Annotated in this window: 12 protein-coding genes; 5 read left to right on the plus strand and 7 right to left on the minus strand. The window is 56.4% G+C overall.

All coding sequences use genetic code 11. The features are described from left to right. Nucleotides 1-1,146 (plus strand): putative 2-aminoethylphosphonate ABC transporter ATP-binding protein, encoded by a 1,146-nt coding sequence (locus tag ABLQ08_RS24595; protein WP_417714949.1) that lies wholly within the window; start codon nt 1-3, stop codon nt 1,144-1,146. Beyond that, entirely contained in the window at nt 1,143-3,164 is a 2,022-nt protein-coding gene (locus tag ABLQ08_RS24600) for a putative 2-aminoethylphosphonate ABC transporter permease subunit (protein ID WP_352947761.1), read from the plus strand. Before ABLQ08_RS24595 ends, ABLQ08_RS24600 begins: the two co-directional genes overlap by 4 nt. A gap of 177 nt (nt 3,165-3,341) precedes the next feature. On the opposite strand, the gene ABLQ08_RS24605 is transcribed toward ABLQ08_RS24600, so the two are convergent. From ABLQ08_RS24605 to ABLQ08_RS24625, 5 genes are all read right to left on the minus strand, one after another. Next, complete coding sequence (locus ABLQ08_RS24605) at nt 3,342-5,789, minus strand: GcvT family protein (protein ID WP_352947763.1); 2,448 nt, start codon at nt 5,787-5,789, stop codon at nt 3,342-3,344. An 8-nt stretch (nt 5,790-5,797) separates the two neighbouring features. After that, nucleotides 5,798-6,679 carry a choline/ethanolamine kinase family protein gene (locus ABLQ08_RS24610; RefSeq protein ID WP_352947766.1) on the minus strand — a complete coding sequence of 294 codons (882 nt, stop codon included), beginning with the start codon at nt 6,677-6,679 and terminating at the stop codon, nt 5,798-5,800. 3 nt (nt 6,680-6,682) lie between these two features. Then, entirely contained in the window at nt 6,683-8,677 is a 1,995-nt protein-coding gene (locus ABLQ08_RS24615; protein ID WP_352947769.1) for an ABC transporter permease, read from the minus strand. After that, nucleotides 8,674-9,696: a quaternary amine ABC transporter ATP-binding protein gene (locus tag ABLQ08_RS24620; protein ID WP_352947771.1), complete on the minus strand. Its 1,023-nt coding sequence runs from the start codon at nt 9,694-9,696 to the stop codon at nt 8,674-8,676. Before ABLQ08_RS24620 ends, ABLQ08_RS24615 begins: the two co-directional genes overlap by 4 nt. Nucleotides 9,697-9,807: 111 nt before the next feature. Beyond that, nucleotides 9,808-10,749, minus strand: a complete 942-nt coding sequence (locus tag ABLQ08_RS24625; RefSeq protein ID WP_417714950.1) for an ABC transporter substrate-binding protein — start codon at nt 10,747-10,749, stop codon at nt 9,808-9,810. A gap of 221 nt (nt 10,750-10,970) precedes the next feature. On the opposite strand from ABLQ08_RS24625, the gene ABLQ08_RS24630 reads away from it, so the two are divergent. Together ABLQ08_RS24630 and ABLQ08_RS24635 are read left to right on the plus strand one after the other, a co-directional pair. Further along, on the plus strand, nt 10,971-11,750 hold the full coding sequence (locus ABLQ08_RS24630; protein ID WP_352947777.1) for a DeoR/GlpR family DNA-binding transcription regulator: 780 nt from the start codon (nt 10,971-10,973) through the stop codon (nt 11,748-11,750). Between the two features lie 143 nt (nt 11,751-11,893). Continuing rightward, nucleotides 11,894-12,634, plus strand: a complete 741-nt coding sequence (locus tag ABLQ08_RS24635) for a GNAT family N-acetyltransferase (RefSeq protein ID WP_352947780.1) — start codon at nt 11,894-11,896, stop codon at nt 12,632-12,634. A gap of 330 nt (nt 12,635-12,964) precedes the next feature. Here the strand turns inward: ABLQ08_RS24635 and ABLQ08_RS24640 are convergent, their stop codons facing one another. Then, the gene (locus tag ABLQ08_RS24640; RefSeq protein ID WP_417714955.1) at nt 12,965-13,804 is read right to left on the minus strand and encodes an isocitrate lyase/PEP mutase family protein; all 840 of its coding nucleotides are present in this window, start codon (nt 13,802-13,804) and stop codon (nt 12,965-12,967) included. A 209-nt stretch (nt 13,805-14,013) separates the two neighbouring features. On the opposite strand from ABLQ08_RS24640, the gene ABLQ08_RS24645 reads away from it, so the two are divergent. Next, nucleotides 14,014-14,886 carry a LysR substrate-binding domain-containing protein gene (locus ABLQ08_RS24645; protein WP_352947783.1) on the plus strand — a complete coding sequence of 291 codons (873 nt, stop codon included), beginning with the start codon at nt 14,014-14,016 and terminating at the stop codon, nt 14,884-14,886. 109 nt (nt 14,887-14,995) lie between these two features. On the opposite strand, the gene ABLQ08_RS24650 is transcribed toward ABLQ08_RS24645, so the two are convergent. Then, on the minus strand, nt 14,996-16,978 hold the full coding sequence (locus ABLQ08_RS24650) for a BTAD domain-containing putative transcriptional regulator (RefSeq protein ID WP_352947786.1): 1,983 nt from the start codon (nt 16,976-16,978) through the stop codon (nt 14,996-14,998). Between the last annotated feature and the right edge of the window lie 166 nt (nt 16,979-17,144).

Below are 17,144 nucleotides of genomic sequence, written 5' to 3' on the forward strand. Positions count from 1 at the left end.
ATGAAACATTATGACGTAAGGACCTCCGCCGTGACCCAGACAGCCGCCTCGGAAAATCTTTATCTGAGCATCGACAATCTCTGGAAAGCCTTTGGCGGATTCATGGCGCTCAAGGACATTTCGCTCAACATCAATGAGGGCGAATTCGTCTGTTTCCTCGGCCCTTCCGGTTGCGGCAAGACGACCTTGCTGCGCGCGATTGCCGGTCTGGACCTCCAGACCAAGGGAGCAATAAAGCAGGCGGGACAGGACATATCCAACCTGCCCCCATCCGAGCGCGACTTCGGCATTGTCTTTCAATCCTATGCGTTGTTCCCGAACCTGACGATCGAGAAGAACATCGCGTTTGGTCTGGAAAATGCCGGCCGCAGCAGATCCGAAATCACGACGCGCGTCGCGGAACTCCTGGAGCTGGTAGGTTTGCCGGACCAGGGCAAGAAATATCCGGCTCAACTCTCTGGTGGCCAGCAGCAGCGAATTGCCCTGGCGCGCGCGATCGCGACCAATCCCGGTCTGTTGCTTCTGGACGAACCTCTGTCTGCGCTCGATGCCAAGGTGCGCGTTCACCTGCGCCATGAGATCAAGGAGTTACAGCGCAAGCTGGGTGTGACCACGATCATGGTGACCCACGATCAGGAAGAAGCCTTGAGCATGGCCGATCGGATCGTGGTGATGAACCATGGCGTGATCGAGCAGGTGGGCGTTCCGACCGAAATCTACCGCGAACCATCCAACCTCTTCGTTGCCGACTTCATTGGCGAAATGAACCAGATCAACTCCAGGGTTGCCCAGGGTGGACGCCTGAGCGTCGGCGAGAAAACGTTTGCCTGTCACGCGCACGCATTTCGGGATGGCGATGAGGTTGTTGCCGCGATCCGTCCGGAGGACGTCATTCCGCATGAAGCCGGATATCAGCCGAGCGACGAAAATCGAAATTGCATCGACGTTCTTCTCCAGGAAATGGAATTCCTCGGTTCGTTCTGGCGTTGCCGGCTTCAGAACGAACGTTTTGGCGGCTCTGAATTGTTTGCAGATTTCTCGATCAACGCTGTCCGCCGTCTTGATCTTGGCGAAGGCAAGAACATGGTGATTGAGCTTCCTGCAGATCGCCTGATGGCCTTCGAGCGCCCGGAGGTCCCGGCATGAGTGCGCTCGACACAGCGCCGGACACGATGCCGGCCGGCCCGGAAATCAAGCCGAAACTGAGCCGTGATGACATCATCATGCGCGGTGGCATGATCGTCATCGCTCTCTATTTGCTGATCAGCCTGGCTTTCCCGCTCTGGGCGATGCTCTCCAAATCCTTTTCGACCTACCAGTTCGACCTGTCTCAGTACGAATTTCAGGTCAGTGATGAAGCGGGCATTTTCGACGGAACGATCCTGACCGGTACGCAGCTGAACGAAAGATCGAATGCCTATGATGCTTCAGACCTTGCCGGCAGCTCCGACAGCAGATTGAGCGTCACGAAATTCTTTCCGGATTTCAGCTTCCGCAGCCCGGTCCACTACAAGATCCGAAACAGCACCGAAGGCGGACGCTTCCTTGTCGGTTCCACATTGCACAACAATCTCGATTGGGTAGAGCTCGACAGCAACACATTCCGGCGCGTCCAGCTCCGGCCGGTGAAGTCCACGGGCATCGCCAACTTCGTCAATTACTTCTCGACACCAGCGCTGTTCAACTCAATCAAGAACTCCCTGGTGATTGCGGTCATCTCCACGGTCATCACGGTCTCGCTGGCTTTCTGGTTCGCTTATGCGCTGAATCGCAGCTGTATGCGTTTCAAGGGTGTCTTCCGCCTGATCGCAATGATGCCTATCCTGGTTCCCTCGCTGTTGCCGGGTATCGCGCTCGTCTATCTGTTCGGCAATCAGGGCATGCTCAAGGGACTCCTCTTCGGAGCCTCGATCTATGGCCCGATCGGCATTGTCATCGGGTCGGTGTTCTTCACCTTCCCCCATGCCTTCATCATCATCTCGACCGCGCTGGCAATTTCGGATTCCCGCCTCTATGAGGCGGCAACGTCGCTCCGCTCGACGCCCTGGCGGACTTTCTGGACCGTCACTGTTCCCGGAGCACGCTACGGATTGATCTCCGCGACATTCGTTGTCTTCAATCTGGTGATCACGGATTTCGGCCTGCCAAAGGTGATTGGCGGCCAGTTCAACGTTCTGGCGGTCGATATCTACAAGCAGGTGATCGGTCAACAGAATTTCGAAATGGGGGCCGTGGTGTCGGTTGTTCTGGTCATCCCGGCCATCCTTGCCTTCGCCATCGACCGGATCGTGCAATCCAAGCAGGTTGCCCTGCTATCGGCGCGCTCGGTCCCTTACGCGCCCTCGCCCAACCCGAAGATGGACCGGATCTTTCTGATCTATTCGTCACTGGTTGCGCTCTTTATCGTCGGCCTGCTCGCGGTCTGCCAGTTTGCGGCGCTGGTCAAGTTCTGGCCCTATGACCTGAGCCTCAGTCTGAACAACTACCAGTTCGACAAGATGGATGGCGGCGGTTGGGGGTCCTATTACAACTCGATCGAACTTGCGCTGCTAACGGCGGTCATCGGAACCTCGGTTGTCTTTTTCGGAGCCTATCTTGTCGAAAAAACCAACGGTTTCAGGATGGGTCGATCCCTGTTCCAGATGTTCGCCATGCTGCCAATGGCCATTCCCGGCATGGTGCTGGGACTTGCCTACATCTTCTTCTTCAACAGTCCGTCAAACCCGTTGAATGTCATCTATGGTACGATGACGATTCTGGTGATCTGCACTGTCACCCATTTCTATACCGTCTCTCACCTGACGGCCGTGACGGCATTGAAACAGATGGACCGCGAGTTCGAAGCTGTTTCGGCGTCTCTGAAGCAGCCGACCATGAAGCTGTTTGCTCGTGTGACAGTGCCGGTTTGCTTACCGGCAATTCTGGATATTTCCATCTATTTGTTCGTGAACGCCATGACGACCGTCTCCGCAGTGGTCTTCCTCTATTCACCAAAGACAACGCTTGCCTCGATCGCGGTCCTGAACATGGATGATGCTGGCGACATTGCCCCCGCGGCAGCGATGGGAATGATGATCTTCTATACCAACGCCGCTGCCAGGATCATTCATCTGATTGCTTCCAAGGGCATTTTGAAACGGACGCAGGCCTGGCGATCCCGATAGCGGGTCGAAGGTCTGCCCTTCACGAAGACCGGGGTATACGCTCGACAAGAAAAACCATCGGACCCGATTTCCAGGTCCGATGGTTCTTTTCATTCAGGCTGATCCCAGAGGGAGCGTTCACCAGAGGTTTCATGTGCGGTTCAGCCAAGAAACCCCTGACGATTTTAAACGTCGCGCTTACGACTTCACGCGTTCCATCTTCGGGTCATAGAGCGGTGCGAGGGTGACCTCGCAGGCAACCCGCTCTGTTGCCACTTCCAGCTCATATGTGCCGGACTTCACAAACTCCGCATCGACTCCATCGGGATTGCGCACATAGCCGTAGCCGATGGATTTGCCGACCGTGTAACCGAAGCCGCCCGACGTCAGCCAGCCGACACGCTGGCCATTGCGATAGATCGTTTCACGGCCGAGCAACACCACGCTCGGGTCGACCGTGAAGCAGGCAAGCATCTTTTTGACGCCATTTGCCTTTTGCGCTTCGGCAGCTGCCCGGCCCTTGAAGTCCACGTTCTTTCTCAGTTTGACCGCCCAGCCAAGTCCGGATTCAAATGGCGTGTGATCCGGGCCGATATCGCTGCCCCAGGCGCGATATCCTTTTTCCAGCCTCAGGGATTCAATGGCGCGATAACCCGCGTTTGCCAAACCATGTTCCGCGCCGGCTTCCTGCAGGGCGGAATAGACGGTCTGGGCATATTCGACCGGCAGATGCAGCTCCCAACCCAGTTCGCCGACATAGGTCACCCTGAGGGCCTGGACCGGGCATCCGGCAATGCCGATTGTGCGAATGGTGCCGAACTTGAAGCCGTCGTTCGAAACATCATCACGCGTGACTTTTTCAAGAACATCACGCGCTTTCGGGCCCATCAAAGACAGGACCGCATTGGAAGACGTAATGTCAAAGAGCTGACAGTTCATGCCGTCTGGAATGTTTCGACTGATCCAGTCAAAGTCATGCGTGGCAAAGCCGGTACCGGTCACGATGTAAAATTCATCTTCGGCGACACGTCCAACGGTCAGGTCACATTCAATGCCACCCTTGTCATTGAGCATCTGGGTATAGGTCAGTGAACCGACCGGCTTGTCGACATCATTGGCGCAGATCCAGTTCATCGCGGCGGCGGCGTCCGGACCCTTCAATGCGAATTTGGCAAACGAGGTCTGATCGAAGATGACTGCGGCTTCGCGTGCTGCCTTGTGCTCGCGCCCGACAGCCTCGAACCAGTTCTGGCGGCCGAAACTGTAAACATCTGTCGGAGTTTCTCCAAGGGATGCGTCCGCATACCAGTTCGGGCGTTCCCACCCCAGCTTTTCGCCAAAGCATGCGCCTTGCGCCGCCAGGGTCTCGTAGAGGGGCGACTTGCGGCAAGGACGGCCGGATTTGTTTTCCTCATGCGGCCAGGCCATCGTGTAGTGCTTGCCATAAGCTTCAACCGTGCGGGTCCGCACCCAGTCCGTATCGAAATGCGGTCTGCCAAATCGGCGGATATCGGCGGACCATAGATCGAAGGGAGGCTCTCCCTTGTGCACCCACTCAGCGAGCGCCATGCCGGCCCCGCCTCCGGCAGCAATTCCAAAGGCATTGAAACCGGCTCCGACATAGAAATTGCTGAGCTCCGGAGCTTCACCGACAATGAAATTACCGTCGGGAGTGAAGCTCTCTGGGCCATTGGTGAGCATTCGAACACCCGCTGTTTCCAGCGCCGGAACCCGGCCGAGAGCCAGTTCCATCAATTGCTCGAAATGATCGAAATTGCTGTCGAGCAGCGTGTAGTGAAAACCTCTCGGAATTCCGTCAACCGCCCAGGGGATCGGGTTGGGTTCGTACCCTCCCATGACCAGGCCGCCAACTTCCTCCTTGTAGTAGGTCAGACGATCGGGATCGCGCAGGGTCGGAAGATTGGAGGGCACACCTTCGAAAGGCTCCGTCACCATGAACTGGTGTTCCATCGGCACCAGAGGCACATTCACGCCGAAACGTTTGGCAAAATCACGCGTCCATTGCCCGGCACAGCAGATCACTTTTTCACACTCGATACGGCCGTGTTCGGTTATGACAGCCCGGATCTTGCCCTTTTCGATCTCGATATCGGTGACCTTGGTGTCTTCGAAAATCTTGGCACCGGCCATGCGCGCGCCCTTGGCAAGCGCCTGGGTGATGTCGGACGGATTGGCCTGACCGTCTGTCGGCAGAAAGGCTGCGCCGACCACATCGGAAATATCCATAAGCGGCCACAGGTCCTGCGCTTCCTTCGGCGTCAGCAGCTCCATCGGCAGACCGAAACTGTGCGCTGTGGTTGCCTGACGTTTCACTTCGGTCCAGCGTTCTTCGTTACACGCCAACCGCAGACCGCCATTCATTTTCCAGCCCGTGCCAAGACCGGTTTCCTCTTCGATCTTGTTGTAGAGGTCGACGGAATATCCGAGAAGCTGCGTGATGTTGGCATTCGAACGCAATTGTCCAACCAGCCCGGCTGCGTGAAAGGTCGTGCCAGATGTCAGTTTCTTCCGCTCGAGAAGAACCGTGTCCGTCCAGCCGAGCTTGGCGAGATGGTAGGCGGTTGAGCAACCGATAATGCCGCCGCCAATGATGACGGCTTTGGCGGTAGAGGGAAGTTTGGTCATGTCAGTCCTCAACTCACTTGAAAGTCTTCATACGCCGCACGAAAGCGTGCGAGGTTTTCGGCCGTATAGGCCTCGTAGTCGAAATCGATGGCGGAGGTTATTTCCGAAACCATGCTCCACATGGTCTCCCGCAGCAGCGATGCGCATTTCATGGCTTGGTACCTGTGGCGCAGGTCGTCGGTGACCTGGCATTCGAAGTAGGTTGCCAGCATCCAGTCTTCCTGCTCAGCGCTCAGGCCGTTGTTGGAAGCAAGACCGCCGAGATCAAAGAGAGGCGTGTTGAACCCGGCATAGTCAAAATCGATCAGCCAGAGCCGTTGGCCATCATCCAACAGGTTTCCGCACAGGAGATCATTGTGGCCAAAGACAATGTCGAACGGTCCTGCGGCCTGTTCCAGCTTGCTTGCCATTTCAAGAAGTTCCGGCAGCATCTGGCTGTAACTTGACTTGCGGTCGACAAGCGTTGCTCCGTAATCGCGGATGACGTGAAAAACCCAGAAAACCAATGCCGGACCGCGAAGGAACTCGGGTACCTTCCGATGGCAGGCTTTGACGAGATTGAGGACACGCGGCAGCATTTCCGGATTGCGCACATCGGCTTCGGTCAACGTCCGGCTTTCGATGTATTCCAGCACCACCAGATTATCAGATGCATGAACTACCGCCGGGGACAGGCCAGCTGCATGAGCTGCTCGCGCGGCCGCGAGTTCGTTGAAGCGCATCACCTGGTGCAGGGGAATGTCATCACCAGCGCGCACGACATATTTGCCGCTCCCGTCTTCAACGAGATAGTTGACGTTGGTTATGCCTCCAGCCAGCGGTTTGGCCGTGACATCTCCCTGCCAAATGGGCAGCGCATGGATCTGGGAGATCAATTCGGATTGTTTCATGGCTCAGCTCTCCAGTCCGAAACGGATGCGCGCATTGCGGGCTCCGGCTTTCAGAAGACGATCGGCGATTATGGCGATGAAGGCGATAGCAAGGCCGGCAACCAGACCGCGTCCAGTGTCGGCTTTGGTCAGGGCAATGTAGACCTCCTGACCAAGGTCCCGGGTGCCGACCAGCGCGGTGATCACGAGCATGGACAGTGCCAGCATGATGGTCTGGTTCAGCCCCAGGAGGATTTCGGGAAGCGCCATGGGGAGACGGATGTGCCGCAGCAATTGCCAACGTGTGCAACCGGAAACCTGCCCGGCTTCTATCAGATCCTTGCTGACACTGCGCACGCCATGAGCTGCGTACCGGACCGCTGGAGCCAAGGCATAAAGTACGATCGCGATCATCGCCGTGAAATCGCCGACGCGGAACAGCATTACCACAGGGATCAGATACACGAAGCTAGGCAGCGTTTGCAGCGTATCGATAAACAGGTTGATCGCCGTTCCGGCATGCCGGTTCAAGGCAGCCAGAACCCCAAGCGGTATTCCGATCACAGTTGCGAGAATGACGGATGCACCACACAGATAGACGGTCACCATGGCTTTGGTCCAAAGCCCGGATATCGCAATCAATCCCGACAACGCGAGGCAGAGCACTCCAAGCTTCCAGCCACCTGCACGCCAACCAAGCAGTGACAGCAATGCAATTGCCATCGGCCAGGGAATTCCGAGCATGACTTTTTTGATCGGCAGCAGGAACCAGGTCAGAAAGAAGATCTTCACGGCTTCCAGTGCGTCGAAGTAGTTCACATTAAGGTACTTGACCGTATCGTTCCAGAAAGCACCTGTCGTGATGGTCTGGCTCTCCGGGTATTTCAGGAGCAGCGGCGAAAACTGGCCCAAGACCCAGGTCAGAAGGAGAAGAACTCCGACCAGCGTCGTGCGCTTGTGACGCGACACCCAGGACCCGGGTGCAGGCTTGTCGACCTGGCCGATGCGTTCAGCAAAGGCCTGGCTGAGCCGATCAACGGCAATTGCAAGAACGACAATGGCAATGCCCGCTTCAAAACCGGCGCCGATGTCGAGCCGCCGCAGGGCGGCCAAGACATCGAACCCGAGACCGCCCGCCCCGATCATCGATGCGATGATGACCATGTTCAGGGTCAGCATGATCACCTGATTGACGCCGACCATCAGGGTCTGGGAGGCGGAAGGCACCAGAACCCGCCAGGTCAGCTGGCGCCGGGTCGTGCCCGCCATTCGGCCGAAGTCCAGAATTTCCGGGTCGACGGATTTCAGCGCCAGAGTGGTGATGCGCACCATGGGAGGTGTTGCGTAGATGATCGTGGCGACCAGGGCAGACACCGGACCGAAGCCGAACATGAACAGAATGGGCACCAGGTAGGCGAAGATTGGGATGGTCTGCATCAAATCCAGGATTGGCGACAGGATGCGCTCACCCAATGGATGGCGATAGGCCCAGATACCCAGGAGCAATCCACCACCGGCACCGATCGGCACGGCTATGATCACGGAAGCCAGCGTAACCATTGCACTGTCCCACTGACCAAAGACCGCGAGATACAGAAAACAGGCTCCAACAAGGGCCGCCAATCCCCAGTCACGGCAATACTGCCCTAATGCTATGACCGCCGCCGTTACGACGATCCAGCTTATGGCAGGAAGCACGGTCGTGGCCTCAGCTCCCTGACCAACGACAAACCCGTCGGCCAGCAGTGCCAGGCTCAGGTGATAAGGTTGCTCGATCAACCAGGCGATGCCGCGTGTCACGTCGGTAAATGAGACCGGCCCGATGGCTGCGTCTTCGACCAGCCACTTCATGGCGGCGGAGATTTCCACGTTGAAACGAACGACCCAGGCGGAGGGGAACTTGATCAACCAACGCGCGTCCAACAACTTTGCCAGATCGCGTCCGTAGTAGCCGATGATGATCGTTGCAACGATCAGCGTCCAGGTGACAACCGTTTGCGTTTCGAGCCGCTTTTTCATTGCGAGCTTCCGCCGTCGAACAAAGTGCTGGCAACCGTGACACGATCGACAGATCCGACGATACGGCCGGTTTCGTCAGCTACCGGCAAAGGCCTGTCGGAGGCGATGATGCGTTCTGCGACATCGGAAATTCGATCAGTAACGGAGACGGGATTTCCCTCGCCTCTCAGCTCGGGTTTCATCAGTCCGCCCACTGTCAGAACCTTGGAGCGTGGAATATGACGGGTAAATTCAGCCACATAGTCGGTGGCCGGGTTCATCACCAGCTCTTCCGGCGTTGCCACCTGAATAACTTCACCGTCTTTCATGATCGCGATGCGGTCGGCAAGACGTACCGCCTCGTCAAAATCGTGGGTAATGAAGACGATGGTCTTGTGAAGGCGCGCCTGCAGGCGCAGGAACTCGTCCTGCATCTCGCGCCGGATCAACGGGTCGAGCGCCGAAAATGGCTCATCAAGGAACCACAGGTCAGGTTCGGTCACCAGAGACCGCGCGATACCGACCCGCTGCTGCTGTCCGCCTGACAGCTCTCGCGGAAAATTGTCTTCGCGTCCCTTGAGCCCGACCAACTCAACAACGTCTCGCGCCTTCGCTTCGGCCTCCGCCTTGCCGACCGCCTGAACGGTCAGGGGAAACATGACGTTCTGCAGCACGCTCAAGTGTGGCAACAACGCGAAGTGCTGGAAAACCATCCCCATCTTGTGACGACGGATTTCGATCAACTCCCTTTCATTGGCGCGCAGAAGATCAATGCCATCAAACAACACCTCGCCGCCTGTCGGCTCGATCAATCTCGACAGGCAGCGAACCAGCGTCGACTTACCGGAACCGGAAAGGCCCATGATCACGAAGATCTCGCCTTCGGAGATCTCCAGGGAAACGTTGCGGACGGCACCGATCATGCCTGCGCGCTCTAGGTCGTCACCACTGGGTGAGACATGCTGCTTCAGAAAGGCCTCTGAATCTGCTCCGTACAATTTCCAGATATTGCGGCAGGAAAGCTTGGCCTTCGACTTCATAGACGAGCTCCGCATCCGCTCTCCGTTTCAGGAGGCGCGACCATTGAGATGGAGAAATTTAACCCTGAAACCAGGGCTGCGCGACCCTTCGCGAGCCCTGGCTAATTCAGACTATTGAGCGATCCAGCCGGACCAACGATCCTTATTGGCTGTCATCCAGTCCGCAACTACGGTGTCGATGTCGACACCTTCAAGATCGGCCTTGCCGACCATGGCGCTCATCTCGTCATTGGAAATGTTGTAAGCCTCGATGACATCATATGCCCCAGGCCACTTTTCCTTCAGACCCGACCAGGCAGCTTTCCAGATCGGTCCGCGCGGCTTGCCGCAATCATAGGCCAGATCCGGATTAACACCCACGGACGGATCAGCATAGCATTCCGCCGAATAGGGCGGGAACTCAACGAATTCACCATCATATTTTGCCGGTGCCCAGTGAGGCACATATACCCAGAGCATGATCGGGTCTTCGCGCTGATAGGCGGATTCCAGTTCGGCAAACAATGCTGCATCAGTGCCCGCATGCACGACTTCAAAATCCAGCTCAAGCGCTTCGACACGCTCTTCGTCAAATCCGCCCCAGGTAACCGGCCCGCCGACATAACGTCCGGAAGGCGCGGTTTCGGCAGTGGAGAATTCCTCGGCGCAATCCTTCAGAGCTTCCCAGTTCGGAAGCCCTGGGCAGCGCTCTTTCATATATGTGGGATACCACCATTCTTCGATTGCCATCAGACCGGTTTCACCCACATTCACGACTTTGCCGGTCCCCGTGGCTTCATCCAGTGCCTCACGGCCCGTGGTCTCCCAGATTTCCATCGCCAGATGCAGGTCACCATTCTTCAGACCCGCGAATTGGGCAATATAGTCGGCCTGGACATATTCCACATTGTATCCGGCCTCCTTGAGGATACTTCCCATGATCTTGGTGTTGATCAATTGCCCCGACCAGTCGTGCAGCGTCAGCTTTATCGGATCAGTCGATTCCACCGCCCAAGCCATGGATACCGAAGTAACCAGCGACATCGCCAATGCGCCCAATCTTACAGTTTGCATCCTCATCTCCTCCTCCCAATGTGGCTTTTTGTTCTAAAATGTCACATTCAATGTGGTTATTGAACTCTCTAAAGTGAATCAGATCAACAAAAAACCACACAAAGCCATAAAAAAATGGTCTAATGCCACATATAGGTATGTGACATCCATGTGATTGCTTTGTGCAAGATTCCTTGTAAACGAAGGACCTGACTGAGGAATTCGATTTTGAGCAGCGGCTTATGACCCCGAAAACGACAAACCAACGAGAAGAAGAAATTTTGCGAGAACTGCGGCGCGCGGGCGGTTCTTGCCGTGTCAGTTTTCTGGCCAAGGAGCTTGGCGTCACACTCGAAACGATCCGCCGGAATCTCAGAACACTTGAAGACAGGAAAATCGTCCGCAAGGTGCATGGCGGCGTCCATCTCATCGAGGACATTCTGGAACCGACTTTCGAAAGCCGTCTCGACAAGAAGGTCCATGCAAAGGAAGCTCTTGCCAGGGCGGTGGCGAAGACCGTGAGCGACGGCGATTCCATTTTCCTCGATATTGGTTCTACGACCGCCTACGTCGCCCTTGCCCTTAAAAACCATCAGAACCTGTTTGTCCTGACAAACTCGGTTTTCGTGGCGCAGACCCTGTCCATGCGCAACGGCAACAGAGTGTTCATGGCCGGTGGCGAACTGCGCGCGCATGACGGAGGGGCATTTGGCGTTGAGGCGCAGGACCTTGTCCGCCGTCTGAATGTGAATTTCGCCGTATTTTCGATTGGTGCCATCAATGCAGACCAGGGCTTCATGCTGCACGACCTGCAAGAAGCCAATCTTGCAAACATCGCGATCGGAAATGCACAAGTCCGCATTGTGGTCGCAGATGGAGAGAAATTCGGCAAACGCGCACCGGTTACCCTGGAAACAGCTGATCAGATCGACCTTCTTTTCACAGATGTTCAGCCCGCAGACGATATTTGCCAGATGCTGGACGAGAACGATATTGATCTGATCGTGGTCGACGAAAGCTGAAATAAGAGGTTCCTCCCGGGCTTCCCCGCTTTACTTCCACCAATCTTCTCTCGATCCCAAGCTGGAAGCGATGAAGTTCGTGCGTGCGGCATTTCCAAAGTGCTGCCATAACTAGCATTTGATGGACTTGTGGAACCGCGTAAATGACGACACTTGATGTTAGAACACTCGAAGAAGTCGCGCTAAACGCCTGGCCAGCTTTGCAGACTGTTTCGGTGGGCGGATGGGTGTTTCGTATCTCCGGCGGCTGCACCAAGCGTTCGAATTCGGTCAACGCGCTCGCTCCCTGGTCGAAATTCGAAGAGATTGTCTGCGAAGCAGAGTCCTTTTACGCCAGATGCGACTTGCCGCCGATCTTTCGCCTGTCCCCACTGGCGCCACCTGAATGCGACGCGTTGCTTCAGGACCGCGGATACACTTTTTTCGACCAGTCTCTGGTCCTGCTCGCACCGATCGAAAACGCAAGATTGCCGGAGCAGATAGAGATCAGGAAAAGCCCTTCATCAGATTGGCTCAGCAGCGTTGCCGACGCCAATCAGATCTCGGTGGATCTTCGACCTGTACATGAAGAAATCGTCCACGCCATCAAGATGCCGGCAGCGTTCGCAACCGTCTACCAGAACGGCACAGCAGTCGGCTTTGGACTGGCCGTGCGTGAACGTGGCATGGTCGGGTTGTTCGACATTGTTGTATCACCCCGGGCCCGGGGAAAAGGCCACGGACGAGCTGTCACGCAAGCGTTGATGAACTGGGGGCAAGCCGGGGGAGCAACACAAGCCTATTTGCAAGTCCATGCGCAGAATTCGGTAGCACGCTCTCTATACGCCAGCCTGGGCTTCGAGGAAGTCTACAGCTACCACTACAGATTGCCTCCCAAGCGGTAACCCTCCGCACTTCTGTCATCGAAATTATTATTTTTGCCGGCGAATTTTTTCAGCCGTACCGCTGTCGCCAGAACCGTCATTTACAACCCCCTTCCTCAAGGTTATGCGCGTCCATGGTTGGATAGCCTTTGCAACCTAACTGGCCTCGCAGGTCTTCCAGAATCCGGATTTGCGAGGCGCCTTGTTCATTTGTGCTCCGCGCCATCAGAAGCTGTTTTCCCTTCATTTCAAGCGGGGTTTCACAGAACCGAAACGCCTCCAGCCCATTGAGTGGAGAAATTGTCGTCCTTGCAACGACGCAAGCCAGCCAGTTGACGCGTTCAATGATAACTACATCACCATTCGAGATATTCGGCGCATCTGAGCAGAGGCATCAGCGTCCGAGATCGCGTTTGCTGCGTACTCGCACGTTCCCGTTTCCCTGAGCTCGGAGGCAGCCCTGATCATTTCGCCGAGAGCTGCCCGGGCGAGTGACCCGCCGGTGCTGATGCGCCGTACACCCACCGCGGAGAGATCGCCCACCGTGAAATTCGCGGTGCTTAGCCCGACTACAACATTCACCGGAACGGAAACGGCGCTACAGATCGCCCTGACGGTTTCGATGTCGGGAAGACCCGGTGCATAGACCACATCCGCACCAACTTCCTCAAACGCCAGCAATCGTTGAATTGTATCCTCAAGATCTGGTCGGTTGTACAGGAAGTTTTCGGCCCGTGCCGTTACGAGGAAGTCGGAATGAGGCTTGGCTTCAACCGCAGCCCGGATCCGGTCCACAGCCAGACCGAACTCGTAAATCGGCTGGTCTGGATTGCCGGTTGCATCTTCAATTGCTCCACCGCACAGACCGACTTGCCCGGCCTCGCGAATGGTCAGCGCACAATCTTCCGGTGAAGCGCCAAATCCGTCTTCCAGGTCCGCCGAAACCGGAATGTTCGTCGCTTCGACAATGGCACCGGCATTATCGATCACCTGTCCGCGCGACAGGCTACCGCTGGAATCTCGCAACCCCAATGAAAACGCCAATCCTGCGCTTGTGGTTGCCAGAGCCTGAAACCCTAGCTTTTCAAGCAGACGCGCCGATCCGGCATCCCACGCGTTCGGCATCAGAAACGCGCCTTTAATCGTGTGGAGTTTTGCAAATTCCGCCCTTTTGTGCCGCACGAGGTCGATGGGATCCACCATCTTGTCCCGTCGATTTTCACCAGTGGCACCTGTTGGAACAGCATTGCCGACAGGGGTGATGCGCGTTGCTTCGAACAGACACTGAGCGATCAGATCAAGCATTTCACCTTCCTCCTGCAGCAAACGTATCTCTCGGCACCAGATAAGAAAAACGAATAATATTGCTAATCGTGATGAGTTTATGAAATGATAGGTTCATGAAACGCGATCTCGAAATCGAACTGCTCCGGTCTTTCGTTGCCGTTGCGGCACATCGAAATTTCACGCAGGCCGGTCAGTCCGTCGGCCGTACTCAGTCGGCCGTCAGCTTGCAAATCAAGCGGCTTGAAGAGATCGCCGGGAAGCGCCTGTTCGAGCGCAGCCGCCAGTCGGTTTCCATCACGCATGCAGGTGAAACCCTGCTGGTCTACGCCAAGCGCATCCTGTCTGCGAACGATGCCGCGCTGTCGCATATTCAAAGGCCGGAGGCTGAAGGTCTCGTCCGGATCGGTGCGCCGGACGATTACGCAACCTATCTGTTGCCTCCCATTCTTTCAGCGTTGGCAAAAGATCATCCACGCCTCCAGTTCGAAGTGACCTGCGACAACGCCTGTGATCTTTTGCCGATGCTTGAACATGGGCAGCTCGATGTTGTCATCGCGACCCATCACCCGAGCGCGGTTGCCGGGCAGATTGCAAGGTACGAGCCGCTTCACTGGGTGGCCTCTCCGACTTTTACAGATCAGCCCGAAGATCCACTGTCGCTTGTCCTGTTCCCATCCGGCTGTGTCTGCCGAGACGTTGCGCTGGATGCCCTCAAAGGGACAGACCGTAGCTGGCGTGTCGCTTACTCAACCCGTAGCATCGGCCTGATGGAACAAGCGATGCTGGAAGGATCCGGTGTCTCTGTGATGGAGGCTTCGGTCATTCCAAGCTCTCTTAAAATCATCGATGGACAAGCGGGGCTGCCCCCCCTCACGGAGGTGGCCATCTCCGTACACAAGTCAGGTCCTGAGGAAGCCCATGTGGCGCTTGTTGCAGATCTCATGGTCGAGAAACTCGGCAAAGTAGCGCTTCGTCGCGCGTCGTGAAATTGCGACCTATCCTGAGAAGTTTTGCAGTCTTCCCAACTACCGCTTTTGCGCCAGCCATATCGTCCCTGGACTTTCGGCTTGAAGTACGCACTTTGGAGCAGGGCCGTCACTTCTCCGGAAGCCCAATGCCGCTGAGTATCTCGAAGTATTCAGGGTCGCTCAGAACATAGCCTTGCGGCAATCCGGCGCGAAGCCGTTCCATCGTAAGTCCCGGATTGTGCTCAATCAGTTTTTCGATAGCATATTTGGATTTCTTCTCGTCCCCGTGCCGTGCGCAATATGCGGCCAGCATTCTGTAGGCCCACGTGACGCCAGGGCCGGCTCGTAAACCTTTTTCCGCAAGCTCTATCGCCTTTGGCAAGTCATTCTCACGCGCATGTGCCGCCGACATGCCGAAATAGACATTGAACAGAAACGGGTCGCGGGGACTGAGCTCTATGGACTTGCGGAAACACTCATGCGAGTTTTCCGTACGGTTGAACAAGACCCCGAGCCACCCAAGACGCATCCAACCCCAGGCATTGTTGGGGTCCATGTCAAGGCTCCGCAAGATGAAGGATTCTGCCAGTTCCCTGTCGGTTGACGCGATGGTGTAGGCAGCGCCAATCGCGGTCAAAGCCGCGGCATGATCGCTGACGCACAAGGCGGCCTGATTTGCTGTCGATATCGCCAGGCTCTTGTCCCGTTTCGGATTCTCGGACCACAGGTAGCAGGCCTGCTGCGCATGACACCAAGCCTTGTAGGCCAGGGCAACTCCGTAATCGGGATCCCGTTCCAGAGCCTTGTCGAGCAATGCAAGTGCCTTACGATTTCCCTCGTCCCGATGAGCCCAGAAATGCGGCAGAGCACGCATAACGAAGTCATAGGCCTGCTGATTTTCCGGCTTTGTTCGACGGGCGATATCGATCTCAGACGCACGGATGCTGGGATGAATGGCGCCCGCGACACGAGATGCAATGTGATCCTGCAACTCGAACTGTTCCGAAAGGTCGCCTTCAAAACGGTCTGACCAAAGTTGGGTGCCATTTTCGGTCTCGACAAGTTGAACCGTTATGCGAAGCCGGTCGCCACCTCGGCGCACAGTGCCTTCGACGAGATAACGCACACCAAGTTCCTGCCCAACTTGCCGCGCATCTACAAAGCGGTCCTTGTAGGTGTAAGCGGTCTGCCGGGCGATGACAAAGAATTCGCGAATGCGCGAGAGCGCCGACGTAATTTCATCAACCACACCATCTGCAAAGAAATCGTCTTCCTCGGGACCAAGTGTATCGAATGGCATTACGACGAGAGACGGGCCGGGTCGCCCCTGGGGCAGATGCACGCTCGCTTGCGCCGACGTCGATTGAAAGAGCTGATCAGTGTCGGCTCCCGTTCTTTGCGCCATCCGCAACAATGCCAGCGTGCTTTCTTCCGGTTCAGCCCCTAATTGCTGCCTGACTGCCTCGCTGCATTGCTCGAGCTGGCGCCGTGCAGCGTTGGTCTGTCCTTCAGACAAGCGCAAGCGGATCAGCGCACGGTGAGCCTCCTCGGCCGCCGGGTCGCTCGCAACAAGCCGGTTTGCGAGCGCTTCGCATGCAGTAAACTGTTCGGTGCCGGGAGCAGCCTGCCTGCTCAGTGTTTCAACCAGCACCAACGCCTGATGCCTCAATTGCACGCGCAACGGAGTTACCATCTCGGCGAGCGGCACCGGTAAATCGGCATTTTCCAGAAGATCACCGCCATAGCGCACAGCAGCCACAGCAAGATCGTCGGGATCAATTGAGTTCGCATTCCTGGAAAAGCTGCGGATGTCGATCAGATCATCCGGCCCAACAAGACGCAGTTTGTCGAGAGACGGCTCCAACGAAAACTCCGGCAGGCAATGCGCCAATATTTTCCTGATCGCAGTTAGTGCCTGTCGCAGGGAGGACTTGGCTTGCCCCTCGGACCGGTCCGGCCAAATCAGTTCTGCAAGCAATGTGCGCGTGACGCCGGATGCTCCCTTCAGACAAAGAACGGCCAGAACCAAAGCTGCCTTCTTTGTCGGCAGTTGGCACTCGCAACCGTTCCCGTCCTTCAGCTGGATACCGCCAAGCAGGTCTACACTCATTGATAATCCCTACCATCGCCACCACGCCTCCGACAGCTTGGAAGACCGGATTTTACGTAAATTTCACGCCGAGGCCATTCTTTTTATTGTGCTTTTGCATTTGCCAGCCCGCTCCGCAAACGGCAGCGAGCGATGCTTGTTCCATCACCCGGGTCAGTAGCCATAG

It is taken from the genome of Roseibium sp. SCP14 (assembly GCF_040329475.1).
GTDB lineage: Bacteria > Pseudomonadota > Alphaproteobacteria > Rhizobiales > Stappiaceae > Roseibium.